Below are 22,777 nucleotides of genomic sequence, written 5' to 3' on the forward strand. Positions count from 1 at the left end.
GCAGCCCCCGCTACTCCGCCATGTGACGGAACCAGCGCGCGAAATAGGCGGCGACCGAGGCCACGGTCAAGGCGGCGACCAGCGCGTGCAGGGCGTCGAAGGCGATTTCCGGCACCGGCAGGCCGAAGCCCTTGGCGGCGAGCGTCGTCGCCAGCGCCACGAGCTGCGCGGCGGTATTGGCCTTCGAGACCATCAGCGGCTCGATCGGGATCGGGTTGTCGAGCAGCCAGGCGATCGCCACCGCGCCGACGATCATCAGGTCGCGGAAGATCACCAGCACCACCAGCCAATAGGGAACGAGCTTGGCCATCAGCAGCGCGATGAAGGCCGCGGCGATCAGCGATTTGTCGGCCAGCGCGTCGAGATAGGCGCCGATCTCGGTTTTCTGGTCGAAGCGGCGGGCGATGTAGCCGTCGAGCGCGTCCGTCACCCCGGCGATCACGAAGGCGATGGTGGCGAGCATGAACCGCCCCTCGTGGATCATCACCACGATCAGGGGAATGAGGCAGAGACGCAGCAGCGTCAGCGCGTTGGCGATGGTCATGACCGAGCGGCCCGGCCGGGCCGCCTCCCGGGAGGAATGGTTGCGCGGATGGCGCACATTGAACGCCGACGCGGCGCATTTGTCATGTTGAAAGGCGCACGCCCCGCCCGGCCCGGCCGCCGGCGCGGATTGCATTTTTCCCGGCGATGCGGTTGTTCGGGCCGGAAGGCGCGATCCGAGCCCCGCGCCGGGAGCAGCCGATGAGCGATACCCCGAGAAAGAACGGCCTCACCTATGCCGAATCCGGCGTCGATATCGATGCCGGCAACGCCATGGTCGAGGCGATCAAGCCGCTGGTGCGGGCCACGCGCCGGCCGGGCGCGGATGCCGAGATCGGCGGGTTCGGCGGGCTGTTCGACCTCCGCGCCGCCGGGTTCCGCGACCCGATCCTCGTCGCGGCGAATGACGGCGTCGGCACCAAGGTCAAGATCGCGATCGAAAGCGGCATCCACGACACGATCGGCATCGACCTTGTCGCGATGTGCGTCAACGATCTCGTCGTGCAGGGCGCGGAGCCGCTGTTCTTCCTCGATTATTTCGCCACCGGCAAGCTGGAGCCGGCGGTGGGAATCGGCATCGTCAAGGGCATCGCCGAGGGCTGCCGCCAGGCCGGCTGCGCGCTGATCGGCGGCGAGACCGCCGAGATGCCGGGCCTCTATGCCGGCGGCGATTACGATCTCGCCGGCTTCGCGGTCGGCGCGGCCGAGCGCGAGGCGCTGCTGCCGCGCGCCGGGGCGGTGGCGGCGGGCGATACGCTGCTGGGCCTCGCCTCCTCCGGCGTGCATTCCAACGGCTATTCGCTCGTCCGCCGCGTCGTCGCCGAGGCGGGCCTCGGCTGGGGCGACGCCGCCCCCTTCGCGCCCGGCATCACGCTCGGCGCGGCGCTGCTCACGCCGACGCGGATCTATGTCCGGTCGCTGCTCGCCGCGTTGCGCGCGCCGGAAGGGGATGGAATCCGGGCGCTGGCGCATATCACCGGCGGCGGCTTCATCGAGAATATCCCGCGCGTGCTGCCGGACGGGTTCGGCGTCGAGCTCGATCTCGACGCCATCGCGCCGCCGCCGGTCTTCGCCTGGCTGGCCCGCACCGGCGGAATCGCCGAGACGGAGATGCTGCGCACCTTCAATTGCGGCATCGGCATGGTGCTCACCGTCGATCCCGCGCGCGCCGAGGCCATCGCCGCGCGCCTGCGCGCCGAGGGCGAGGCGGTGACGGTGATCGGCCGGATCATCGAGGCCGGAACCGGGCCGCGCGTCCGGCCGCGCGGGAGCCTCGCGCTGTGACGCGCCGGCGCACCGCCATCCTGATTTCCGGACGCGGCTCGAACATGGCGGCGCTGATCGCGGCGGCGCGCGCGGCGGATTTCCCGGCCGAGATCGCGCTCGTCCTGTCGAACCGCCCCGAGGCCGGAGGGCTGGCGATCGCCGCGGCCGCCGGGATCGCCACCGCCTGCATCGATCACCGGCCCTTCGGAAAGGACCGCGCCGCCTTCGACGCCGCGATGCAGGCCGAGCTGGAGCGGCGCGGGGTCGAGATCGTCTGCCTCGCCGGTTTCATGCGACTGCTGACGCCGGATTTCTGCGCGGCCTGGGCCGGTCGGATGATCAACATCCACCCCGCGCTGCTGCCGAGCTTCAAGGGCCTCGACACCCATACCCGCGCGCTCGCGGCCGGCGTCAAGCTCCATGGCTGCACGACCCATTTCGTGACCCCCGGCATGGACGAGGGGCCGATCATCGCCCAGGCCGCCGTGCCGGTGCTCGACGACGACAGCGAAGCGAGCCTTTCGGCGCGGGTGCTCGCCGAGGAGCACCGGCTCTATCCCGAGACCCTGCGCCTGCTCGCCGCCGGCCGGCTGCGGATCGAGGGCAACCGCGTCATTCGGCTGCCGGCCTGAGCGCCGGGTCGCCCGGCCGCGGCAGGCGCGGCGGCTCGCGCTGGCAGAGCAGCGCCTCGCGCTCGGCGGAGCGCTCCCATTCCCGCATCAGCACCGCGCGGCGACGCGGGGGATGGGCATCGAGCACATCCAGAGAGATCATCCGGTCGGTGCGGAAATGGCGAAAATCGTTGCGCAATTCGCAGAACCCGACCAGCCCGCGCGCGTATTGGAAATACCCGATCAGCACCGGCCAGACGACCCGCTCCGTCTCGCGCTCGGCAAGGTCGCGGTAGCGGATCCGGACCTTGCGGTTCTCACGCAATGCACGGCGCAGATCGTCGGAGGAGACCGAATCCGGCGCGATCTTGCCGAAGAGCGGCGCGAAGAACGAGGCTTCGTTGAGCGCGAGCCGCAGATTCTCCGGCAGGACAGCCTCGATCTTGGCGACGGCATCGTCGATCGCGCGCTTGAGCGCCGGGTCGCCGCGCTCACGCACGAAGCGGGCGCCGAGCATCAGCGCCTCGATCTCCTCGGCCGTGAACATCAGCGGCGGCAGGTCGAACCCGCTTTCGAGCACGTAGCCGATCCCCGCCTCGCCCCGGACCGGCACGCCCGAGGCCTGAAGGCTCGCGATGTCGCGGTAGATCGTGCGCTCGGAAACCGCGGTCTCGGCCGCGAGCACCGCCGCCGTGACCGGGTGGCGGTGCCGGCGCAGCACCTGCGTGAGCTGGATCAGTCGGTCGGAGCGGGCCATCGTCAACCTCCGGGAGCGGGCTGCGATATCCTGCCGCTCCTGACAGAAACTGTCAGCAAAGCGCGCTATCAGCAAGCGCCATCGCAACACGGGAGGTATCGCGATGATCATTCTTTACGGCGCCGCGCCGATGTGGGGGCTGCCCGATCCGAGTCCCTTCGTCACCAAGGCGGAGATCCTGCTCAAGCTCGCCGGCCAGCCCTACGAGAAGCGCCCGGCCGATTTCCGCAAGACGCCGAAGGGCAAGATCCCCTATCTCGACGACGACGGCACCCTTGTCCCGGATTCGACACTGATCCGCGCCCATCTCGAACGGAAATACGGCGTCGATTTCGATTCCGGCCTCATGCCCTATGAGGCCGGCGCGCTTTGGGCGGCCGAGAAGATGTGCGAGGATCACCTCTACTGGCTGATGATCCTGGAGCGCTGGGCGCATCCCGCCAATTTCGAGAAGGGGCCGAAGCAGTTCTTCAAGGCGGCGCCGGCGCTCATCCGCCCGTTCATCGTCTGGATGGTCCACCGCCGGCTGAAGAAGACGCTGCACGGGCAGGGAATCGGGCGCTTCACCGAAGCGGAGCGGCGCCTGCTGGTCGATCGCGCCTTCCGGGCGATCGCCGCGCTTCTCGAAGGCCGCGCCTTCGCCGGCGGCGATGCGCCCTGCGGGGCCGATGCCACGCTGTTCGCCTTCGTGCAGGGCCTGCTCTGCCCGCATTTCGAGAGCATGTGCCCGGAGATCGCGGCGCGCTACCCGGTTCTCGACGCCTATGTCGCGCGGATGCGGGCGCGGTTCTATCCCGAGGGCTGATCCGCAAGCCGGCGGATCGCCACCGCGTTGTCGTGGAAGGCCGCGCCGCCGCGCGGCGCCACGGGATCGGCGCCCGTCAGCATGTTGATCCCCTCCCCCCGGCGATGCGCGCCGTTGGGATGGATCCCCTCCGCGACGACGACGCCGCGCCGGAGCCCGGCAAAGGGCTCGACCGCGATCTCGACAGCCCCGCGCGCGTTCGAGACCCGCGCCGTCTCGCCGGGCGCGAGCCCGAGCGCCGCCGCATCCTCGGGATGGATCAGCAGCCGCGGCGCACCCTCGCGCTTGCGCGAGCCCGGCGTCTCCGAGAAGGTCGAGTTGAGGAAGGAGCGCGCGGGCGCGGTGACGAGCCGGAACGGCAGGTCCGGCGTCGCCGCCTCGATCGCCGCCCAATGGTCGGGCAGCCGCGGCATATCCTGCCACGGCCCCATCAGGCCGTCGGATTTGAGCGGCACCCGCGTCCAGTCCGGCGCGAAGCGGAACCGTCCGTCCCGATGCCCGAACCCTTCGAGGAAATGTGCGCGCGCGAAGGGCGGATCGGTATCGAGGAAGCCCTCGCGCTCGATCTCGGCCAGCGAGCCGCGCCCTGATTGCGTGAGCGCCCAGTCGATATGCGCGCGCGGGCTCATCGCGAAGCCGGGATGCTCGGCGCCCAGACGCCGCGCAAGATCGCAGATCACCTCGTGGTTCGAGCGGCATTGCCCCGGCGGCTCGACGAGCTTGGGCCCCAGCATCAGATGCGTATGGCCGCCGCCCTGGTAGAGATCGTCATGTTCGAGGAACATCGTCGCCGGCAGCACGAGATCGGCGAGCAGGGCCGTATCGGTCATGAAATGCTCGTGGACGACCGTGAACAGATCCTCGCGCAGGAAGCCTGCCCGGACCTTGGCCTGATCCGGCGCGACATTCGCCGGATTGGTGTTCTGGATCAGCATCGCCTTGACCGGCGGCCCGTGCTTCAGCGCCGCGGGATCGCCCGTCAGCACCGCGCCGATCCGCGACTGGTCGAGCATCCGCACGGCGGGATCGAACAGGTCGAGCCCCTCGATCATCCGCTTCGAGATGCCGTAGGTGCCGGAATTGGAATGAAAGGCGCCCCCGCCCTCATGCTGCCAGGCGCCGAGCAGCGTGGGGATGCAGAGCGCCGCATGCATGGCGACGGCGCCGTTGCGCTGGCGCGCGAAGCCGTAGCCCAGCCGGAAGAAGGCGCGCGGGCGCGCGCCGAGAAGCCGCGCCGCGGCCTCGATCTCGCCGGCCGGAACGCCGCAGATCGCCTCGGCCCAATCCGGCGTCCGGCTGGCGAGATGGGCCTCGATCTCGGACGAGAAATCGGTGTATTTCGCGAGATAGGCGCGGTCCGCCAGGTCCTTGCGCAGCAGGACATGCAGGATGGCGCAGGCGAGCGCGGCATCGGTGCCGGGGCGGACGAGCAGCGGCATGTCCGCCTGTTTCATCGTGTCGTTCATGTAGACATCGACCGCGATGATCGGCGCCCCCCGCGCCTTGCGCGCCTTGATCGCGTGATGCATCACGTTGACCTGGGTATGCACCGCATTCGTGCCCCAGATCACCACGCAATCGGATTTCGCCATCTCGCGCGGATCGACGCCGGCGAGCCGGCCGGTTCCCGCGACATAGCCCGTCCAGGCCGGATTGGTGCAGATCGTGTCGAACATGCCGGAATAGCGCTTGGCATGGCGCAGACGGTGGATGCCGTCGCGCATCACCAGCCCCATCGTGCCGGCGTAGTAATAGGGCCAGACGGCCTCCGACCCGCTTTCCGCCTCGGCGGCGAGAAACGCCTCGGCCGCGCGGTCCAGCGCCTCGTCCCAGCCGATCGGCCGGAACTGCCCGCTGCCCTTGGGCCCGACCCGCAGCAGCGGCTCCGTCAGCCGTTCGGGATGGTGGATGCGCTCGGCGTAGCGGGCAACCTTGGCGCAGATCACCCCATCGGTATAGGTCTGCGCGGCAAGCCCGCGCACCCGCCCGATCCGGTTGTTGCCCGGAAGCTCGACCTCGAGCGAGCAGGCCGACGGACAATCATGCGGGCAGACCGACGGACGGGAAATCGTTCCGGCATGGACATTCATTCGGGCGCCACCATCGCTCGCGACCGCCGCAACCTCACGGCGAGCCGGTCGCCCAGAACATTGATCAGCAAGCCGGCAAAGACAATCCCGCTGCCGAGCATCGCAAGCCCCGTGAAGGGTTCATCGAGCAGCAGCGCGCCGCTCAGGATGCCGAAGACCGGCACCAGCAGCGCGAAGGGCGCCACCTGGCTCGTCGGGTAGCGGGCCAGCAGCCCGTTCCACATCGCGAAGGCGAACAGCGTCGAGGGGCCGACGATGAAGGCGAGCGCCAGCACCGCATCGAGCCGCGGCGGCGCCAGCGCCGCGAGCATCGCCGCCGGCCCCTCGATCAGATAGGAGAGCAGGAACAGGGGCAGCGGCGAGAACAGGCTCGACCAGACGAGGAAGGCGAGCATATCCACCCGCCCGGCCTTCTTGATCGCCATGTTCGCGCAGCCCCAGGCGAAGGCGGCGCCGATCACCATCAGGAACGGCAGCATCGGCAGCGCGCCCTGCACACGCTCGGCGACAAAGATCCCGATGCCGCAGAACGCGATTGCCGCGCCAAGGGCCTGCATCCGGCTCGGCCTTTCGCCGAAAACGAGTGCGGCAAGCCCCAGCGTGAAGAACACCTGGAGCTGCATCAGCAGCGAGGTGAGCCCGGCCGGCATGCCGAGCTTCACCGCGCTGAACACCATGCCGAACTTCACCACCCCGAGCAGGAAGCCGAACAGCGCGATGAGATGCCAGGGCGCGGCCGGCCGCCGGAGGAAGACCAGCGCCGGCAGCGCCGTGAACACGAAGCGCAAGCCGGTGAGCAGCAGCGGCGGCACGCTGTCCACGCCGATCTTGATCGCGACGAAATTCGCGCCCCAAACCATCATCACCAGCAGGGCGAGCAGGGTATCGCGCAGGGACAAGGGCGGTCTTTCCGGGTTCACCGCGCCGGCGCGAAGCGGGACGCGTCGGGTGCGGCCGCATGCGCGGTGGTCGGGACAGCCATGCCCTGGAAAACTCGCCCGGTCCTGCCGCAACGGCGCGGCGAAGACCGGAACGCCATGCGGCACGGCTTGCTCATGGCGCGATGTAACCGCGCCGGCCGGGCCGTGACCAATGAATAATTGTGGGCCGATCGATCACGAAAACGCCGGGCTCGCGGCCCGGCGCGTTCCGTGCGGCGGCGAAGGATCAGCCGACGATCTCGTTGCCCGAGAAGAATTGCGCGATCTCGATCGCGGCATTCTCGACCGAATCCGAGCCATGGACGGAATTCTCGCCGATCGAGCGCGCGAATTTCTTGCGGATCGTGCCCTCGGCGGCATTGGCCGGGTTGGTGGCGCCCATCACGTCGCGGTAGCGCGCCACGGCGTTCTCACCCTCGAGAACCTGCACGACGACCGGCCCCGAGGTCATGAAGGCGACGAGTTCGCCGAAGAACGGCCGGTCCTTGTGGACGGCGTAGAAGGTCTCGGCTTCGCGCCGGGTCATCTGGATGCGCTTCTGCGCGACGATCCGCAGCCCGGCCTCCTCGATCACCGCGTTCACCGCGCCGGTCAGGTTGCGCTCGGTCGCGTCCGGCTTGATGATGGAGAAGGTGCGCTGGGTCGTCATGCCTGCCTCGTTACGCTGGGGTTCGGTCGCGGACCGTATAGCGGCGGGACAGGCATTGCTCAATGGTGCGCGGCGTCGAAATTTCGCGGCGCAATGGCGGCACCGCCCGGCGCGACCGCGCGGATCGCGGCGGCGAGCGCGGCATGGTCGGCGCGACGCGGGTCCGAGGCGCGGAAGGCGAGCCCGACCCGCCGCGCCGGCGGCGGTTCCCCGGCCGGCACGATCCGGATTCCGCGCGCCCGCTCGGCGCCGAGCCGCGCCACGAACAGCGCCGGCACCAGCGTGATCCCCTGCCCGGCCGCGACGAGCTGCCAGACCGTCTCGAGGCTCGCGACGCCCGAGGCGCGGCCGGCATTGCCGAGCACCGCGCCGCAGGCCGCCACGGTCTGGTCGCGCAGGCAATGCCCGTCTTCCAGCAGCAGCAGCCGCCCCGCATCGCGGGCATAGCCGATCCAGGCGCCGTCCGGCGGTTCCGGCAGCCCTTCCGGCACCGCGAGCAGGAAGGGGTCCTCGAAGAGCGGCTCCTCGACAAGCCCCGCCTCGCCCAGCGGCAGGCTGAGCAGCGCGAGATCGATTCCTCCCGCGATCAGCTCGGCGACGAGATTGGCGGTGACGGTCTCGCGGATGCGCAGCACGAGTTCGGGGTAATCGGCATCGAGCCGCGGCAGCAGGTCCGGCAGCAGGTAGGGCGCGATCGAGGGAATGATCCCCAGCGCGAAATCACCCGAAAGCACCGGCGCACGGTCCCGCCCCAGCCGCTCCAGCGCCGCGACCTCGTCGAGGATCGGCCCGGCGCGGGCGACGACTTGACGGCCGAACGGGGTCAACCGCGCCCCTCCCGGATGCCGCTCGACCAGCACCTGGCCCATGATCGCCTCCAGATCGCGGATCTGCGCGGAAAGCGCCGGCTGCGTCACGGCACAGCGCTCGGCGGCACGGCCGAAATGCCCGGTGCCGGCCAGCGCCTGGAGATAGCGGAGATGCCGCAAGGTGATAGACATAAGAATTTCCTATCGGATTTTGAAATAATTACAATTGGACTTTATCGCTGCCGCCCGCTTTCTGGAACCGGTCTCAAATGGGCGATCCCGCCCGGCCCTGAAGGAGAGGCACGATGTCCCGCACGACGCTGACCACCACCGCCGGCGCGCCGGTTCCGGACAACCAGAATTCGCTGACCGCCGGCTCGCGCGGGCCGGTCCTGCTCCAGGATTACCAGCTGATCGAGAAACTCGCCCACCAGAACCGCGAGCGCATCCCCGAGCGTGTCGTGCATGCCAAGGGCTGGGGCGCGCATGGCATTCTGAAGATCACCGGCGACATCTCGAAATACACCAAGGCCAAGGTTCTCCAGCCGGGCGCCGAGACGCCGATGCTCGCTCGCTTCTCCACCGTCGCCGGCGAGCTGGGCGCCGCCGACCACGAGCGCGACGTGCGCGGCTTCGCGCTCAAATTCTACACCTCCGAAGGCAATTGGGACCTTGTCGGCAACAACACGCCGGTCTTCTTCGTCCGCGATCCCTACAAGTTCCCGGACTTCATCCACACCCAGAAGCGCCATCCCCGGACCAATCTCCGCTCGCCGACGGCGATGTGGGATTTCTGGTCGCTCTCGCCGGAGAGCCTGCATCAGGTGACGATCCTGATGTCGGATCGCGGCCTGCCGGTGACGCCGATGCACATGAACGGCTACGGCTCCCATACCTTCTCGCTCTGGAACGACCGGGGCGAGCGCTACTGGGTGAAATTCCATTTCAAGACGTTGCAGGGCCACCGGCACTACACCAATGCCGAGAGCGAGGCCGTGATCGGCCGGACCCGCGAGGGCTATCAGGAGGCGCTTTACGGCGCGATCGAGAAGGGCGAGTTCCCGCGCTGGAAGATGCAGGTGCAGATCATGCCGGAACGCGATGCCGAGAAGACGCCCTACAACCCGTTCGACCTCACCAAGGTCTGGCCGCACGCGGATTATCCGCCGATCGATATCGGCATCCTCGAACTGAACCGCAATCCGGACAATTATTTCGCGGAAATCGAGAACGCCGCCTTCTCGCCCTCGAACATCGTGCCCGGAATCGGCTTCTCCCCCGACAAGATGCTCCAGGCGCGCATCTTCTCCTATGCCGATGCGCATCGCTACCGCCTCGGCACGCATTACGAGCAGATCCCGGTCAACCGTCCGCGCTGCCCGGTCCATCATTACCACAAGGACGGGGCGATGAACGTGATGGGCGGCCTGCAATCCGGCAACCCCGACGCCTATTACGAGCCGAACAGCGTCAACGGCCCAGTCGAGAGCCCGGCGGCCAAGGAGCCGCCGCTCAAGATCTCGGGCGATGCCGACCGCTATGCCCAGAAGGGCGGTGCGGGCCAGCAGGTCGATGATTTCACGCAGGTCCGCGCGCTGTTCAACCTGTTCGATGCCGGCCAGAAGGCGCGACTTTTTGCCAATATCGCCGCCGCGATGGGCGGCGTGCCGGCGGAGATCGTCGAGCGGCAATGCCGGCTCTTCGATGCCGTCCATCCCGATTACGGTGCGGGGGTCCGCGCGGCCGTCGCCGCGGCGGCAGGTGCGCAGCAGGCGGCCGAGTGATCCAGTCAGCCTGACCCGGCGCTCTGCCGGCATGGCACGGGAAGGGGCGCTCCGGCGCCCCTTTTGTCGTGTTTTGCATCTGTTGCGCGCTCCGCCTTGCAGGCGCGCGCCCGCTGGCGCATATGCGCGCCCATGCTTTCCCTCTCCGCCCTCACCTACCGGCTCGGGCCGCGCCTCCTGATCGACAATGCCAGCGCCGCGCTGCCGGAAGGCGCGCGCTGCGGCCTTGTCGGGCGCAATGGCTGCGGAAAATCGACGCTGTTCCGGCTGATCCTCGGCGAGATCGCGCCGGAATCCGGCAGCTTCACCCTGCCCCGCAACGCGCGGATCGGCCATGTGGCGCAGGAAGCGCCGGGCGGCCCGGCGAGCCTGCTCGATTATGTGCTCGCCGCCGACAGGGAGCGCACCACCCTGCTTGCGGAGGCGGAAGGCGCGACCGATCCGGCGCGGATCGCCGAGATCCAGACCCGGCTCGCCGATATCGGCGCGCATGCGGCACCGGCGCGCGCGGCGGCGATCCTCGCCGGACTCGGCTTCAGCCACGAGGATCAGGCCCGGCCCTGCGCGGATTTCTCGGGCGGCTGGCGGATGCGGGTCAGCCTCGCGGCCATGCTGTTCCTGGAGCCGGACCTGCTGCTGCTCGACGAGCCGACCAATTACCTCGATATCGAGGGGGCGATCTGGCTCAAGACGCATCTCAGGCGCTATCCGCACACGCTGCTCGTCATCAGCCATGACCGCGATTTCCTTGACGCGGTCTGCGACCATATCCTCCATCTCGATCACGGAAAGATCACGCTCTATCGCGGCGATTATGCGAATTTCGCCCGCCAGCGCGCCGAGAAGGCCCTGCTTGCCGAGAAGGAAGCCGGCAAGATCGCCGCGCGCCGCGCGCATCTCCAGGCCTTCATCGACCGCTTCAAGGCCAAGGCCTCGAAGGCGAAGCAGGCGCAGAGCCGCGTCAAGCAGCTCGAACGGCTCGGCCCCGTCGCAACCTTCGCCGCGGAGGCGGAGGCCCGCCTCCACCTGCCGGACCCCGAGACGCCGCTCTCGCCGCCGATCATCCGGCTCGACCGCGCGGCGGCGGGCTATGGCGAGCGCGTCGTGCTGCGCAATCTCGATCTCTTCATCTCCGACGACGACCGGATCGGGCTGCTCGGCCAGAACGGCAACGGCAAATCGACGCTCGTCAAGCTGATCGCCGGGCGCCTCGAGCCGCTCGCCGGCGCGGTGAAGCGGGCAGCGAAGCTCGACATCGCCTATTTCGCCCAGCACCAGCTCGACGAACTCGACGCAGGCGAAACGCCGGTTCAGCTTGTCCGCCGCCGCATGCCGGGGGCGGGCGAGGCGCAGGTGCGGGCGCGGACGGCGCAGCTCGGCTTCCCAAGCGAGAAGGCGGATACCCCGGTCGCCCGTCTCTCCGGCGGCGAGAAGGCACGGCTGCTGCTCGGGCTCGCCGCCTTCCACGGCCCGCATCTGCTGATCCTCGACGAGCCGACCAACCATCTCGACATCCCCATGCGTGACGCGCTGGTCGAGGCGCTGGCGGAGTACAAGGGCGCGGTGATCATCGTCAGCCATGACCGCGCGATCCTCGATGCCGCCTGCGACCGGCTGCTCCTCGTCGCGGAGGGCGGGGTGAAGACCTTCGACGGCGATCTCGACGATTACGAAGCTCTTGTCATGTCCGCGCGCGGTGCCTCAGACGAGCGCCCACGCGGCGCCCGCACCGAGCCCGATACGCGACGGCAGGCAGCAGAGAGACGACAGAATACAAAACCTCTCAGAGAGAAGGCGAAGTTTCTTGAGGAACAGCTTGAGAAATATGCCGTCCTTCTCGCCCGCGCCGACGCGGCGCTCGCCGATCCGGAGACCTTCGCAAAATCCCCCGGGCGCGCCGGGCAGATCGCGAAGGACCGCGCCGCCCTTGCCGAGCGCATCGCCGCGGCCGAGGAGGAATGGCTCAAGGTGATGGCGGAGATCGAGGGCACCGCCTGAGCCGGGCGGCGGGTGCGCAAGGGGCCGTTCCGGCCCCCTACCGGCGCCCTACCCCTTCTTCGTCCAGCGCCCGCCCTCCTGCTGCCAATAGGTCGCGGGATGGCCGAGCGCGCGCACGGTCTTCCACGCGGCGCGCGCGGCATCGAGCGCTTCCGGATCCTCGCCGTCGAACATCAGCACCACCCGCGCATAGGGATACTCGGCCGGCAGCGGCGCACGATCGACCAGAAACAGCACCTCGGCGTCGTTGGGGCGGATGTCGCGCGTCGTGAGCAGGATGGGCTGGTGCTCGGCATCCCCCTCCGCTTCGGTGCCGTGCGGCAGGAAGGCATCCTCGCGATAGCTCCACAGCGCCTCGTCGAGCACCTTGAGCCGCTCTTCCGAACCGGCCCGGATGATCGCGTTCCAGCCGCGCTCGACCGCCTTCTCGACCAGGAGCGGCAGGGCAGCCTCGAGCCGCTGGCCCTGAAGATGGTAGAACAGGATCTCGGCCATCAGAGATCATCCGGTCCGGCGTCGTCCGGCGCCGCCTTGCCGCGCGGCACGGCCGAATCCGTGCGCGCCCGGACCGTAACGCCCGTCCGGGGGAAGACAAGGCCCGCCACGCCATGCAACCAGCCTCCCGCTTCGCCCCGATCGCTACCAGGCTTGCCGAGGCGGGGATGAATGGCGCCCGTCTCGCGCGGTTTGCGGCCCTGTGACGGATCGGGTGCATTTTTCCGGTTTATGGCCGCGTCCGTTCCCGCTATGTGGGCGGCAACGCATTCGCCTCGACGCCGCTGGTCGTCGCCGGGTTCACCCGGCCCGAATTCAGGATCGAGGTCGCGGTGACGGCCCTGGCCCAGGCCCGGCCGCTCCCGGAACCGGCGGGCAACCAAACGTGAGCATGAACCCTGCGACCGATTCTGCCGCCGACACCAGGGCGGCGCCGAAAATCTCCTTCGTCTCCCTCGGCTGCCCCAAGGCGCTGGTGGACAGCGAGCGCATCATCACCCGGCTGCGCGCCGAGGGCTATGAACTGACGAAAACCCATGCGGGGGCGGATCTCGTCATCGTCAACACCTGCGGCTTCCTCGACAGCGCCAAGGCCGAGAGCCTGGAGGCAATCGGCAGGGGACTCGCCGAGAACGGCAAGGTGATCGTCACCGGCTGCATGGGCGCCGAGCCCGAGCAGATCCGCGCTGCGCATCCCGGCGTCGCCGCGATCACCGGCCCCCAGGCCTACGAGAGCGTGATGCAGGCGGTGCACCAGGTGGCCCCGCCCCGGCACGATCCGTTCCTCGATCTCGTGCCCGATCAGGGCATCAAGCTGACGCCGCGCCATTACGCCTATCTGAAGATTTCCGAGGGCTGCAACAATCGCTGCACCTTCTGCATCATCCCGAAGCTCAGGGGCGATCTCGTCTCGCGCCCGCTCGTGGAGGTGATGCGCGAGGCGGAGAAGCTGGTGAAGGCCGGGGTGAAGGAACTGCTCGTCATCTCGCAGGATACGAGCGCCTACGGGCTCGACCTCCGCTACGCCCCCGCGCGCTGGGGCGACCGCGAATACCGCACGCGCTTCCTCGATCTCGCGCAGGCGCTCGCGACGCTCGGGGTCTGGGTCCGGCTTCATTACGTCTACCCCTACCCGCATGTCGACGACGTGATCCCGCTGATGGCGGCACGGAGCGAGGGCGGCGGCCGGATCCTGCCCTATCTCGACATCCCCTTCCAGCATGCGGCGCCCGGCGTGCTGAAGGCGATGCGTCGCCCGGCCCATGCCGAGAAGATCCTCGACAGGATCGCGGCCTGGCGCGCGATCTGCCCCGATCTCGCGATCCGCTCGACCTTCATCGTCGGCTTTCCCGGCGAGACGGAGGCGGATTTCGCGGAGCTGCTCGCCTTCCTCACGGCGGCGCGGCTCGAACGCGTCGGTGCCTTCAAGTACGAGCCCGTGCGCGGCGCAGCGGCCAATGCGCTCGGGCTCGAGGCCGTTCCCGATGCGGTGAAGAAAAGCCGCCATGACCGGTTCATGGCGCATCAGCAAGCGATCTCGGCGAAGCTGCTCCAGCGCCGGGTGGGCAAGAGGATCCGGGTGATCATCGACGAGCCGGGTCCGACCGTCGCGCGCGGCCGCTCGGAATGGGACGCGCCGGAGATCGACGGCGCGGTCTATGTCGGGGCGAAACGGCCATTGCGGGCGGGAGACATCGTCACCGTCAAGGTGGAGCGCGCCGACGCCTACGATCTCCACGGCAGCGCCGTGTGATCGGCCAGCTCGGCTTCTGCATTCAGCTAGGCTGGGGCCCCCGCCGGCGGCAAACGATTCCGGTGCCGCTTCCGCAGGAATGTCCGCCGAACCCAGAGTGTCAGCCCCGTGACCATCAGCCCGATCAGGGCGAGGGATGTCACGACGACCATGATCCCCGTCATCAGGCCGAAGCTGTTGCCCTCATGCAGCCCGCGGGGCCAGTTGGCCGGACTCGCCCGGACAGCCGAGCGGCTCACCTGATAGACACTGAACCGCCCCCCCTCGTTGACCCGGGCCAGCAACCGCCCGCCGCGGTTGCGCAGCCAGATAAGCCCGGCCAGATCGCGATCCCTGCCCAGCATCTCGACGGCCTCGCGGATGGATGGCAATGCGGCGCGGTCCTGAATCGGCTGCGGTCCGGCAAGGGTGACGCCGAAGGCGATCATCAACCCCGTTACAGGCGAGAGGATCACGAGCGGGAGGAGAAACCACGCCGTCGCCTGGTGCCAGCCCGATATCGTGTTGCGGATGCGCGGCCAGCCCATCAACAGGCCCAGCACGATGAGCACCACCATGGCGATGGTCGTGGCGGTCACGAGCCAGCGCTGGTCGAACAAGAGATGCTCGTGGATATAGCGCGACTCGCCAAACAGGTCGGAGAGCATGAAGCGATCGCCGTCATCGACCTCTCGGCCGGTTGACAGCGCGATATCCTTGGAGCCGCCCTCTCCGACACCCTGGATCACCAGCCGGTCTTCGTAGGCGCGGATTGCAAGCCCACGCGCCTTGCCCTCCGGGTCGTGCTCGGCGATCAGCGCGACGATCCGGCTCGCCGGCAGCGTGAGCCCGCGTGCGGCCGTATCCTGAAGGATCGGCTCGAATGACAGGATCAGGCCCGTCACGATGACGATTGCGAGCGGAACCGCAAAAACAATCGTCGTCCAGCGGTGCAGGCGGAGCAGCAGCGGTTTCATGAATCGGCCCCGGGCGGAGAGAACGGCACCGGTTTGGCTCGGGAGACATCCTTCCGTCAAATGAGCAATTGTTCATGTTCCCGGGCCTACGGGCCGGTCGGCGCCCAAGCGCGTCATGGCCAATCCGGCAGGCGGGAACGGTCCCGCCCGCCCCGGCATGCAGCGTCACGCTATTTCGGGATCGTGCCCTCGATGCCCTGCACGAAATAGTTCATGCCGACGACCTGCTCGTCCGAGAGCCGGTTCCCGCCCTTGCATTCGATCGTCCTGCCGTCCTGGGCGACGACCGGGCACAGGAACGGATCGGCCGTGCCGGCGATGATCGCCTTCTCGGTCTCCTCGGCGAGCCTTTTCACGTCGTCGGGCATGTTGACGTAAGGGCCCATCTTCACCTTGCCCTTGGCGAGGCCGTCGAACACGTCCTGGCTCTGCCACTTGCCCTCGAGCACCGCGCGGGTGCGTTCCACGTAATAGGGCGCCCAATCGTCGATGATCGAGGTCAGGATATGCTTCTCGGCGAAGCGCGTCATGTCGGATGCCTGGCCGAAGGCGAACTTGCCGCGCGCCGCCGCCTGCTGGAGCGGCGCCGGGCTGTCGGTGTGCTGGGTGATGATATCCGCACCCTGGTCCATCAGCGCCTTGGCGGCATCGCTCTCCTTGCCGGGGTTGAACCATTCGTTGACCCAGGTGATCTTGATCTTCACATCCGGATTGACGCTTTTCGCGCCGAGATAGAAGGCGTTGATGCCGGCGATCACCTCCGGGATCGGCACCGCGCCGACATAGCCGATCGTGTTGGTCTTGGTCATCCGGCCGGCGATCTTGCCGATGATGTAGCGGCCCTCGTGGAACTTGGCCGAATAGGTGGCGACGTTCCTGTCGCGCTTGTAGCCGGTCGCGTGCTCGAACATCACGTTCGGGTATTTCTTCGCGACCTTGAGCGTCGGCTCCATATAACCGAACGAGGTCGTGAAGATCAGCTTGTGCCCAGTGCGGGCGAGCTGCTCGATCGCGCGCTCCGAATCCGCCTCCGGCACGCTCTCGATGAAGCTCGTCTCGACCTTGCCCGGGAACGCCGCCTCGATCGCCTTGCGGCCCTGATCATGCTGGTAGGACCAGCCGAAATCGCCGACCGGTCCGACATAGATGAAACCGACCTTGAGCTTCTCCTGCGCGCCCGCCGCGCCGGAAAGGCCGAGCGCCAGCGCGAAAGCCGCGAGCCTGGTGGAAATGCGAACCATATGCGTCCCCGATCCTGCCTGTCATCCGGCGCGGCCTGCGCGATGCCGGAAGCCCCGCGCCACGGCTTCCGGGCCGATCATCGCTCCGGCACGAAAGGCTGGCCGAGCGAGCCCGCCGCGCCCTGACCCTTCCTCCCGCCGAGCGAGAGTGCCAGCAGCGCCGCGATGGTCATGACGTAAGGTAGCGCCGAAAGAAGCTGCGAGGGAAGCCCGATCGCGCCGGCCTGGGCGTGCAATTGCGCCACCGTGATGCCGCCGAACAGATAGGCGCCGAAGACCAGCCGCCAGACCTTCCCGCCCGCGAAAACGACGAGCGCCAGCGCGATCCAGCCCCGCCCCGCGCTCATCCCCGGCGACCAGAACCGCGTATAAATGAGCGAAAGATACGCACCCGCGAGCCCCGCCATCGCGCCGCCGAACAGGATCGCGGCGAAGCGCAGCCGCATCACCGGCAGGCCGAGCGCATGCGCCGAATCCTGGTTCTCGCCCGCCGCGCGCAGCAGCAGCCCGAGCCGCGTGCGCGACAGGACGAAGGCCACGAGCGCGACGAGCCCCAGCGAGAGAAAGAAGACCGGATCGCCGGTGAACAGCGCCGGACCGACAACCGGGATCTCGGCCAGGAGCGGAATCGCCAGCGGCGCCATCGCCGCGCGCGGCTGGCCGACGAAACCCTGCCCCACCAGCCCGGCAAGGCCGAGGCCGAGGATGGTCAGCGCCAGCCCGGTCGCGACCTGGTTGGTCGCGAAGACCACCACCGCGAGGCCGAACGCCACCGCAAGGCCAAGCCCGGCCAGCAGCCCCGCGAGAAGCCCGAGCGGGCTCGAATCGGCCAGCACGGCGACGGCGAAGCCGCTCGCGGCACCGACGATCATCATGCCCTCGACCCCGAGATTGATCACGCCTGCGCGTTCGACGACATGCTCACCAAGCGCCGCGATCATCAGTGGTGTCGCCGCGGTCAGGATCGTCGCGAGGATGAGCGGCAGGGTTTCGGTCATGCCGGGCGCTCCTTCTCGGCGCGGCGGAAGCGGATGCGGTAGCGTTCGAGGCTCTCGCCGAGCAGGATGCAGATCAGCAGGAGCCCCATGAAGAAGCGCGCGAGATCGAGGGGCAGCTTCAGGCTCACCTGCGCGCTCTCGGCGCCGATCAGCAGCACCGCGATCACCAACGCCGCCAGCACCGCGCCGAGCGGCGACAGCCGCCCGAGAAACGCGACGATGATCGCCGTGAACCCGAGCCCCTGCCCGAATCCGGGCCGCAACTGCCCGACCTGCCCCGCAACCTCGATCACCCCCGCGAGCCCGGCCAGCGCGCCGGAGATCAGGAACACGAGAATCGTGATCCGCCCCTCGTTGAACCCGGCGAAATTGGCGGCGCGGGGTGCCTCGCCGCTTGCCGCGATCGCGAAGCCGAACAGGGTGCGCCGGAAGACCAGCGCCGCCGCCAGCGCGGCGGCGAGCGCGAGGATCATCCCGGCATGGAGCCGCCCGCCTTCGAGAAGCGGATGCAGCAGCGCGGCATCCGAGAAGGCGACGCTCTGCGGAAAATTGAACCCTTTCGGGTCGCGCCACGGCCCGCGCACGAGGTAATCGAGCAAGAGATCGGCGACATAGACCAGCATCAGCGAGGTCAGGATCTCGCTGATCCCGAACCGGACGCGCAGCAGCGCGGGCAGCGCGGCATAGGCGAGCCCGCCGCACGCGCCCGCGAGCATCATCGCGGGCAGGATCCACGCGCCCGTCATGCCATGGGTCAGGATCGCGATGCCGCCGCCGCAGAGGCCGCCGACGAGGAACTGGCCCTCGGCGCCGATATTCCAGCGGCTGGCGCGGAAGCAGAACAGCAGCCCGGTGGCGATCAGCACCAGCGGCGTCGCCTTGAGCAGCACTTCCTGCGCGGCCCAGGGATCGGTCAAGGGCTCGACGAGGAAGACGCGGAACGCCGCCGCGGGGGAGCGGCCGAGCAGCGCCACGATCACCCCGCCGATCGCGAGAGCCGCCGCAAGCGCGCAGACCGGCGTCAGGACGCGTCGCAGCGGCGAGACGAACGGGCGCGGCGTCAGCACGAAAAGCGGCGTCATGCCGGCACCGCCTCGGCGGCTGGTGCCCCGGTCATCATCATGCCGATCGTCTCCCGGCTCGCGCCCCGTGCGGGAATCGGCACGGAAAGCCGGCCACCGCGCATCACCGCGATGCGGTCCGCGAGGTCCAGCGCCTCGTCGAGATCCTGCGTGATGACCAGGATCGCCGCGCCGCGCCCGGCGAGATCGATCAGCGTCTGGCGGATATGCGTCGCGGCGCGGGCATCGACGCCCCAGCTCGGCTGATCGATCACGATCAGCGCCGGCTCGCGCGCGATCTCGCGCCCGACGATGTATTTCTGGAGATTGCCCCCCGAAAGCGCCGCCGCCGGCGCCGCCGGCGCTGCCGGGCGGACATCGAAGGCGCCGATCACCGCCTGCGCGATCGCGCCGAGCCGGCCGCGATCGAGGAGAGGCTGGCCGAGATCCTCCGTCGCATGCCAGGAGAGCGCGACATTCTCGGCGAGGCTCGCCTGCGGCAGCGTCGCCTGCCCGAGCCGCGCCTCCGGCACGAAGGCCGCGCCAGCGCGCCGCCGGGCATTGATGCCGGCGCGGGTCACGTCCAGCCCGGCAATGGCAATGCGCCCGGCCCGCACCGCGCCGGCCTCGCCGGAGAGCGCGGCATAGAATTCGCTCTGGCCGTTGCCGGCGACCCCGGCGATCGCGACGATCTCCCCCGCCCGCACGGCAAGATCGAGGCGCTCGAGCGCGATGCCGTGCGCCCCCTCCGGCGCGACCGAAAGCCCCTCCACCACGAGGACGGGCGCGCCCAGCGCATGCGCCGGCGCGGCGCGCAGATCGGCGATCCCCGTGCCCACCATCAGGCTCGCCAGCGCCTTGGCCGGCGTCGCGCGCGGATCGACCCGCGCCACGACGCGGCCGGCGCGCAGGATCGTCGCCGCCGAACACAGCCGCCGCACCTCCTCCAGCTTGTGGGAGATGAACAGCACCGCCGCGCCCGCGCGCGCCACGGCCTCGATCGTCCGGAACAGCAGCTCGGTTTCCGCCGGCGTCAGCACCGAGGTCGGCTCGTCGAGCACCAGCACCCGCGGATCCAGCATCAGCGCGCGCAGGATCTCGATCCGCTGCCGCTCGCCGGCGGAAAGCGAATGGACCGGCCGGTCGAGATCGATCGCGAGCCCGAATTCCGCCGCCTTGGCCGCCACCCGCGCGCGCAGCCGCCGATCCGCCACCGCGCCGGGAATCGAGACCGCGATGTTCTCGAGCGCGGTGAAATCCTCGAACAGCGAGAAATGCTGGAACACCATGCCGATCCCCGCCGCACGCGCCGCGCGGGGCGAGTCGAACCGCACCGGGCGGCCGTCGATGCGGATCTCGCCGGCATCCGGCTGCAGCAGGCCGTAGAGAATCTTCACCAGCGTCGATTTTCCGGCGCCGTTCTCGCCGAGCAGCGCGTGGATGACACCGGATTCGAGCGTCAGATCCACCCCGGCATTGGCCGTGAGCGCGCCGAAGCGACGGGTGATGCCGACCAGTTCGACGCGCGGCGCCATGCCCGGCCTCACGGCACCAGGATGGTCGAGCCGGTCGTCAGCCGTGCCTCCAGCGCGCGATGCGCCTCCGCGACCTGATCGAGGGGGAAGCGGTTGCTGGCCGGGATCGCCAGCGTTCCGGCCGCGACCGCCGCGAACAGCCGCCGCGCCATGGCGGCATAGGTCCTGCGATCCGCGATATGGGTGAACAGCGTCGGGCGCGTGGCATAGAGCGAGCCCTTCCCCGCGAGCAGGCCGAGATTGAAAGCCTCGACCGCGCCGGAAGCATTGCCGAAGCTCACGAACATGCCGAACTTGCGCAGGCAATCGAGCGAACCGGGAAAGGTCGCCTTGCCGACCCCGTCATAGACGACATGGCACAGCGCGCCCTCGGTCACCGCCCGCACCCGCTCGACGAAATTCTCGGTCGCGTAGTTGATGACGTGATGGCAGCCCTGCGCGCGGGCGATCGCGGCCTTCTCCTCCGAGCCGACGGTGCCGATGACCGTGGCGCCGAGCGCCCGCGCCCATTGCGTCAGGATCTGCCCGGTGCCGCCCGCCGCGGCATGGACCAGCACGACATGGCCCTTCTTCACCCGAAAGGTCCGGAACAGCAGATATTCCGCCGTCAAGCCCTTGAGCATCATTGCCGCCGCGGCCTCGAAGGAGATTTCGGCGGGGATCTTCACCAGCGCCGCGGCGGCGATATTGCGCGCCGCGGCATAGGCGCCGAGCTGCCCGACATAGGCGACCCGGTCGCCGACGCGCAGGCCGCTGACGCCGGGGCCGAGGGCCGTGACGAGGCCGGCAGCCTCGTTGCCGGGCGTGAACGGCATCGCAGGCGCCGGATAGAGCCCGGTGCGGAAATAGACGTCGATGTAATTGAGGCCGATGGCCTTCTGCGCGATCGTCACCTCGCCGGGGCCCGGCGGCGGCACCGCGCGCTCCTCGATGGCAAGCACCTCCGGTCCGCCATGGGCGGCGATCCGCACCACCTTCACCATGTCCGTCTCCGATCCCGGTTGCGGCGGCCTGCCCGCCTTCCTGGCCGGAGAACCTGCATCATTCGCCGGCGATTTCAAGCGGCTCGCTCGCCCGTCACCCGGCCCATCCCCTGCCGCACGGGCTTGGCAAGCGGGACAGGCGGGGTCCATCATGGACCGGACCACCTTCGCCGCTCCGATTTTCCGTCCCTGTCCGATCCTCCCACTTCCCCGCCGGCCGCACCATGCAATATCTGAATTCGCCCTTTGCCCCGAAACTCGTGGCCACCTTCCGCGAAGGCTACTCGGCCACCGACTTCCGGCACGATGCGATCGCCGGGCTCACCGTGGCGATCGTCGCGCTGCCGCTCTCGATGGCGATCGCGATCGCAAGCGGCGCGGCACCGGAGCGCGGGCTCTATACCGCGATTGTCGGCGGGTTCCTGATCTCGCTGCTCGGCGGCTCGCGATTCCAGGTCGGCGGCCCGGCCGGGGCCTTCATCGTGCTCGTGGCGGCGACGATCGACCGCCACGGCGTCGACGGCCTGCTGCTCGCGACCATCCTCGCCGGGCTGATCATGCTCGCCTTCGGGCTTGCGCGGCTGGGAACGCTGATCCGCCACATCCCGCATCCGGTGATCATCGGCTTCACCGCCGGCATCGCCGTGATCATCTTCGCGAGCCAGATCCGCGACCTGCTCGGGCTCACGCTCGCGGGCAAGGAGCCCGCGGCCCTGATTCCCAAGCTCGGCGCGCTCGCCGGCGCGCTGCCGAGCCTCAATATCACGAGCCTCGCGCTCGCCGCGGGCAGCATCGCGCTGATCGCGCTGTTGCGCGTCTGGCGCCCGCTCTGGCCCGGCTTCCTGATCGCGGCCCTGCTCGGGGCGGGGCTGGTGCACCTGCTCGGCCTGCCGGTGGAGACGATCGGCAGCCGCTTCGGCGGCATTCCGGCCGCGCTGCCCGCCCCTGCCCTGCCGGCCTTCGACCAGGCGCGGCTGCTGGCGGTGTTGCCGGACGCGCTGACCATCGCGCTGCTCGGCGGCATCGAATCGCTGCTCTCGGCCGTGGTGGCGGACGGGATGAGCGGCCGCCAGCACCGCTCCAACACCGAACTCGTCGCGCAAGGAATCGCCAATATCGGCACGGCGCTGTTCGGCGGCATCTGCGCGACGGGCACGATCGCGCGCACGGCGACCAATGTCCGCGCCGGCGCGCGCTCGCCGGTCGCCGGCATGCTGCACGCGCTCTACCTGCTCGCCTTCATGGTGATCGCGGCACCGCTTCTGGCGATGATCCCGCTCGCGAGCCTCGCGGCGATCCTGACCTTCGTCGCCTGGAACATGGCCGAGCGGCACAAGGTCGTGGCCCTGTTCCGGGACGAGCGCGGCGCGGCGCTGGTCTTCACCGCAACCTTCCTCGTCACGATCCTGCGCGACCTGATGGAAGGCATCCTGGTCGGGCTCGCGCTCGGCGCGCTGATCGGGCTCGCGCGGCGGATGCGACGCTGAAACGGCTTGCGCGCG

19 protein-coding genes and 1 pseudogene are annotated in these 22,777 nt (G+C 69.2%); 7 read left to right on the forward strand and 13 right to left on the reverse strand.

What is annotated here, in order from left to right:
• Positions 1-10: 10 nt before the first annotated feature.
• Positions 11-544 (reverse strand): CDP-alcohol phosphatidyltransferase family protein, encoded by a 534-nt coding sequence (locus FWJ24_RS07780; RefSeq protein WP_150287233.1) that lies wholly within the window; start codon positions 542-544, stop codon positions 11-13.
• 200 nt (positions 545-744) lie between these two features.
• On the opposite strand from FWJ24_RS07780, the gene purM reads away from it, so the two are divergent.
• Complete coding sequence (purM, locus tag FWJ24_RS07785; RefSeq protein WP_150287234.1) at positions 745-1,827, forward strand: phosphoribosylformylglycinamidine cyclo-ligase; 1,083 nt, start codon at positions 745-747, stop codon at positions 1,825-1,827.
• A gap of 44 nt (positions 1,828-1,871) precedes the next feature.
• Positions 1,872-2,441, forward strand: coding sequence for a phosphoribosylglycinamide formyltransferase (gene purN, locus FWJ24_RS07790; protein WP_246155609.1), 570 nt, complete (start codon positions 1,872-1,874; stop codon positions 2,439-2,441).
• Here purN and FWJ24_RS07795 read toward each other — a convergent pair.
• Positions 2,422-3,177 (reverse strand): helix-turn-helix transcriptional regulator, encoded by a 756-nt coding sequence (locus FWJ24_RS07795; protein WP_150287236.1) that lies wholly within the window; start codon positions 3,175-3,177, stop codon positions 2,422-2,424. The two genes, purN and FWJ24_RS07795, sit on opposite strands and share 20 nt — an antisense overlap.
• A 103-nt stretch (positions 3,178-3,280) precedes the next feature.
• Here FWJ24_RS07795 and FWJ24_RS07800 point away from each other — a divergent pair, with 103 nt between their 5' ends.
• On the forward strand, positions 3,281-3,982 hold the full coding sequence (locus FWJ24_RS07800; protein ID WP_150287237.1) for a glutathione S-transferase family protein: 702 nt from the start codon (positions 3,281-3,283) through the stop codon (positions 3,980-3,982).
• Here the strand turns inward: FWJ24_RS07800 and FWJ24_RS07805 are convergent.
• From FWJ24_RS07805 to FWJ24_RS07820, 4 genes are all read right to left on the reverse strand, one after another.
• A complete protein-coding gene (locus FWJ24_RS07805) occupies positions 3,967-6,072 on the reverse strand; it encodes a molybdopterin-containing oxidoreductase family protein (protein WP_150287238.1) in 2,106 nt (701 codons plus the stop codon). The genes FWJ24_RS07800 and FWJ24_RS07805 overlap by 16 nt on opposite strands.
• The gene (locus FWJ24_RS07810; protein ID WP_150287239.1) at positions 6,069-6,971 is read right to left on the reverse strand and encodes an EamA family transporter; all 903 of its coding nucleotides are present in this window, start codon (positions 6,969-6,971) and stop codon (positions 6,069-6,071) included. Before FWJ24_RS07810 ends, FWJ24_RS07805 begins: the two co-directional genes overlap by 4 nt.
• Positions 6,972-7,239: 268 nt before the next feature.
• A complete protein-coding gene (ndk, locus tag FWJ24_RS07815; protein WP_150287240.1) occupies positions 7,240-7,662 on the reverse strand; it encodes a nucleoside-diphosphate kinase in 423 nt (140 codons plus the stop codon).
• A gap of 59 nt (positions 7,663-7,721) precedes the next feature.
• Positions 7,722-8,663, reverse strand: coding sequence for a LysR substrate-binding domain-containing protein (locus tag FWJ24_RS07820; protein WP_150287241.1), 942 nt, complete (start codon positions 8,661-8,663; stop codon positions 7,722-7,724).
• Positions 8,664-8,776: 113 nt separating this feature from the next.
• Here FWJ24_RS07820 and katA point away from each other — a divergent pair, with 113 nt between their 5' ends.
• Both katA and abc-f read left to right on the forward strand, forming a co-directional pair.
• The gene (gene katA / locus FWJ24_RS07825; protein WP_150287242.1) at positions 8,777-10,255 is read left to right on the forward strand and encodes a catalase KatA; all 1,479 of its coding nucleotides are present in this window, start codon (positions 8,777-8,779) and stop codon (positions 10,253-10,255) included.
• Between the two features lie 132 nt (positions 10,256-10,387).
• Positions 10,388-12,253 carry a ribosomal protection-like ABC-F family protein gene (abc-f, locus tag FWJ24_RS07830; protein ID WP_150287243.1) on the forward strand — a complete coding sequence of 622 codons (1,866 nt, stop codon included), beginning with the start codon at positions 10,388-10,390 and terminating at the stop codon, positions 12,251-12,253.
• Between the two features lie 48 nt (positions 12,254-12,301).
• Here abc-f and FWJ24_RS07835 read toward each other — a convergent pair whose 3' ends face one another.
• On the reverse strand, positions 12,302-12,748 hold the full coding sequence (locus tag FWJ24_RS07835; protein WP_150287244.1) for a DNA polymerase III subunit chi: 447 nt from the start codon (positions 12,746-12,748) through the stop codon (positions 12,302-12,304).
• A 391-nt stretch (positions 12,749-13,139) separates the two neighbouring features.
• Here FWJ24_RS07835 and rimO point away from each other — a divergent pair, with 391 nt between their 5' ends.
• Positions 13,140-14,501 (forward strand): 30S ribosomal protein S12 methylthiotransferase RimO, encoded by a 1,362-nt coding sequence (gene rimO, locus FWJ24_RS07840; protein WP_150287245.1) that lies wholly within the window; start codon positions 13,140-13,142, stop codon positions 14,499-14,501.
• Positions 14,502-14,527: 26 nt separating this feature from the next.
• On the opposite strand, the gene FWJ24_RS07845 is transcribed toward rimO, so the two are convergent.
• The 6 genes from FWJ24_RS07845 to FWJ24_RS07870 form a co-directional block, all read right to left on the reverse strand.
• Positions 14,528-15,457, reverse strand: coding sequence for a PepSY-associated TM helix domain-containing protein (locus FWJ24_RS07845; RefSeq protein ID WP_150287246.1), 930 nt, complete (start codon positions 15,455-15,457; stop codon positions 14,528-14,530).
• A 170-nt stretch (positions 15,458-15,627) separates the two neighbouring features.
• Positions 15,628-16,698 (reverse strand): BMP family ABC transporter substrate-binding protein, encoded by a 1,071-nt coding sequence (locus tag FWJ24_RS07850; RefSeq protein ID WP_150287247.1) that lies wholly within the window; start codon positions 16,696-16,698, stop codon positions 15,628-15,630.
• Positions 16,699-16,775: 77 nt separating this feature from the next.
• Positions 16,776-17,696 carry an ABC transporter permease gene (locus FWJ24_RS07855; RefSeq protein ID WP_150287248.1) on the reverse strand — a complete coding sequence of 307 codons (921 nt, stop codon included), beginning with the start codon at positions 17,694-17,696 and terminating at the stop codon, positions 16,776-16,778.
• Positions 17,693-18,778: an ABC transporter permease gene (locus FWJ24_RS07860; RefSeq protein WP_150287249.1), complete on the reverse strand. Its 1,086-nt coding sequence runs from the start codon at positions 18,776-18,778 to the stop codon at positions 17,693-17,695. The genes FWJ24_RS07855 and FWJ24_RS07860 overlap by 4 nt, the downstream gene beginning before the upstream one ends.
• Entirely contained in the window at positions 18,775-20,292 is a 1,518-nt protein-coding gene (locus FWJ24_RS07865) for an ABC transporter ATP-binding protein (RefSeq protein WP_166443629.1), read from the reverse strand. The genes FWJ24_RS07860 and FWJ24_RS07865 overlap by 4 nt, the downstream gene beginning before the upstream one ends.
• 8 nt (positions 20,293-20,300) lie before the next feature.
• Positions 20,301-21,275, reverse strand: a complete 975-nt coding sequence (locus tag FWJ24_RS07870) for a quinone oxidoreductase family protein (RefSeq protein ID WP_150287250.1) — start codon at positions 21,273-21,275, stop codon at positions 20,301-20,303.
• Positions 21,276-21,499: 224 nt separating this feature from the next.
• Between FWJ24_RS07870 and FWJ24_RS07875 the strand changes: the two are divergent.
• Positions 21,500-22,747: pseudogene (locus tag FWJ24_RS07875) on the forward strand (SulP family inorganic anion transporter); the annotation flags it as partial.
• Between the last annotated feature and the right edge of the window lie 30 nt (positions 22,748-22,777).

This window comes from Rhabdaerophilum calidifontis (genome assembly GCF_008641065.1).
Classification (GTDB): domain Bacteria; phylum Pseudomonadota; class Alphaproteobacteria; order Rhizobiales; family Beijerinckiaceae; genus Rhabdaerophilum; species Rhabdaerophilum calidifontis.

Excerpts from the sequence above, each read along its gene's own strand:
- FWJ24_RS07780 (WP_150287233.1), bottom strand. The coding sequence starts at position 544 with ATGACCATCGCCAACGCGCTGACGCTGCTGCGTCTCTGCCTCATTCCC.
- purM (WP_150287234.1), top strand. The coding sequence starts at position 745 with ATGAGCGATACCCCGAGAAAGAACGGCCTCACCTATGCCGAATCCGGC.
- purN (WP_246155609.1), top strand. The coding sequence starts at position 1,872 with ATGGCGGCGCTGATCGCGGCGGCGCGCGCGGCGGATTTCCCGGCCGAG.
- FWJ24_RS07795 (WP_150287236.1), bottom strand. The coding sequence starts at position 3,177 with ATGGCCCGCTCCGACCGACTGATCCAGCTCACGCAGGTGCTGCGCCGG.
- FWJ24_RS07800 (WP_150287237.1), top strand. The coding sequence starts at position 3,281 with ATGATCATTCTTTACGGCGCCGCGCCGATGTGGGGGCTGCCCGATCCG.
- FWJ24_RS07805 (WP_150287238.1), bottom strand. The coding sequence starts at position 6,072 with ATGAATGTCCATGCCGGAACGATTTCCCGTCCGTCGGTCTGCCCGCAT.
- ndk (WP_150287240.1), bottom strand. The coding sequence starts at position 7,662 with ATGACGACCCAGCGCACCTTCTCCATCATCAAGCCGGACGCGACCGAG.
- FWJ24_RS07820 (WP_150287241.1), bottom strand. The coding sequence starts at position 8,663 with ATGTCTATCACCTTGCGGCATCTCCGCTATCTCCAGGCGCTGGCCGGC.
- katA (WP_150287242.1), top strand. The coding sequence starts at position 8,777 with ATGTCCCGCACGACGCTGACCACCACCGCCGGCGCGCCGGTTCCGGAC.
- abc-f (WP_150287243.1), top strand. The coding sequence starts at position 10,388 with ATGCTTTCCCTCTCCGCCCTCACCTACCGGCTCGGGCCGCGCCTCCTG.
- FWJ24_RS07835 (WP_150287244.1), bottom strand. The coding sequence starts at position 12,748 with ATGGCCGAGATCCTGTTCTACCATCTTCAGGGCCAGCGGCTCGAGGCT.
- rimO (WP_150287245.1), top strand. The coding sequence starts at position 13,140 with ATGAACCCTGCGACCGATTCTGCCGCCGACACCAGGGCGGCGCCGAAA.
- FWJ24_RS07845 (WP_150287246.1), bottom strand. The coding sequence starts at position 15,457 with ATGAAACCGCTGCTGCTCCGCCTGCACCGCTGGACGACGATTGTTTTT.
- FWJ24_RS07850 (WP_150287247.1), bottom strand. The coding sequence starts at position 16,698 with ATGGTTCGCATTTCCACCAGGCTCGCGGCTTTCGCGCTGGCGCTCGGC.
- FWJ24_RS07855 (WP_150287248.1), bottom strand. The coding sequence starts at position 17,696 with ATGACCGAAACCCTGCCGCTCATCCTCGCGACGATCCTGACCGCGGCG.
- FWJ24_RS07860 (WP_150287249.1), bottom strand. The coding sequence starts at position 18,778 with ATGACGCCGCTTTTCGTGCTGACGCCGCGCCCGTTCGTCTCGCCGCTG.
- FWJ24_RS07865 (WP_166443629.1), bottom strand. The coding sequence starts at position 20,292 with ATGGCGCCGCGCGTCGAACTGGTCGGCATCACCCGTCGCTTCGGCGCG.
- FWJ24_RS07870 (WP_150287250.1), bottom strand. The coding sequence starts at position 21,275 with ATGGTGAAGGTGGTGCGGATCGCCGCCCATGGCGGACCGGAGGTGCTT.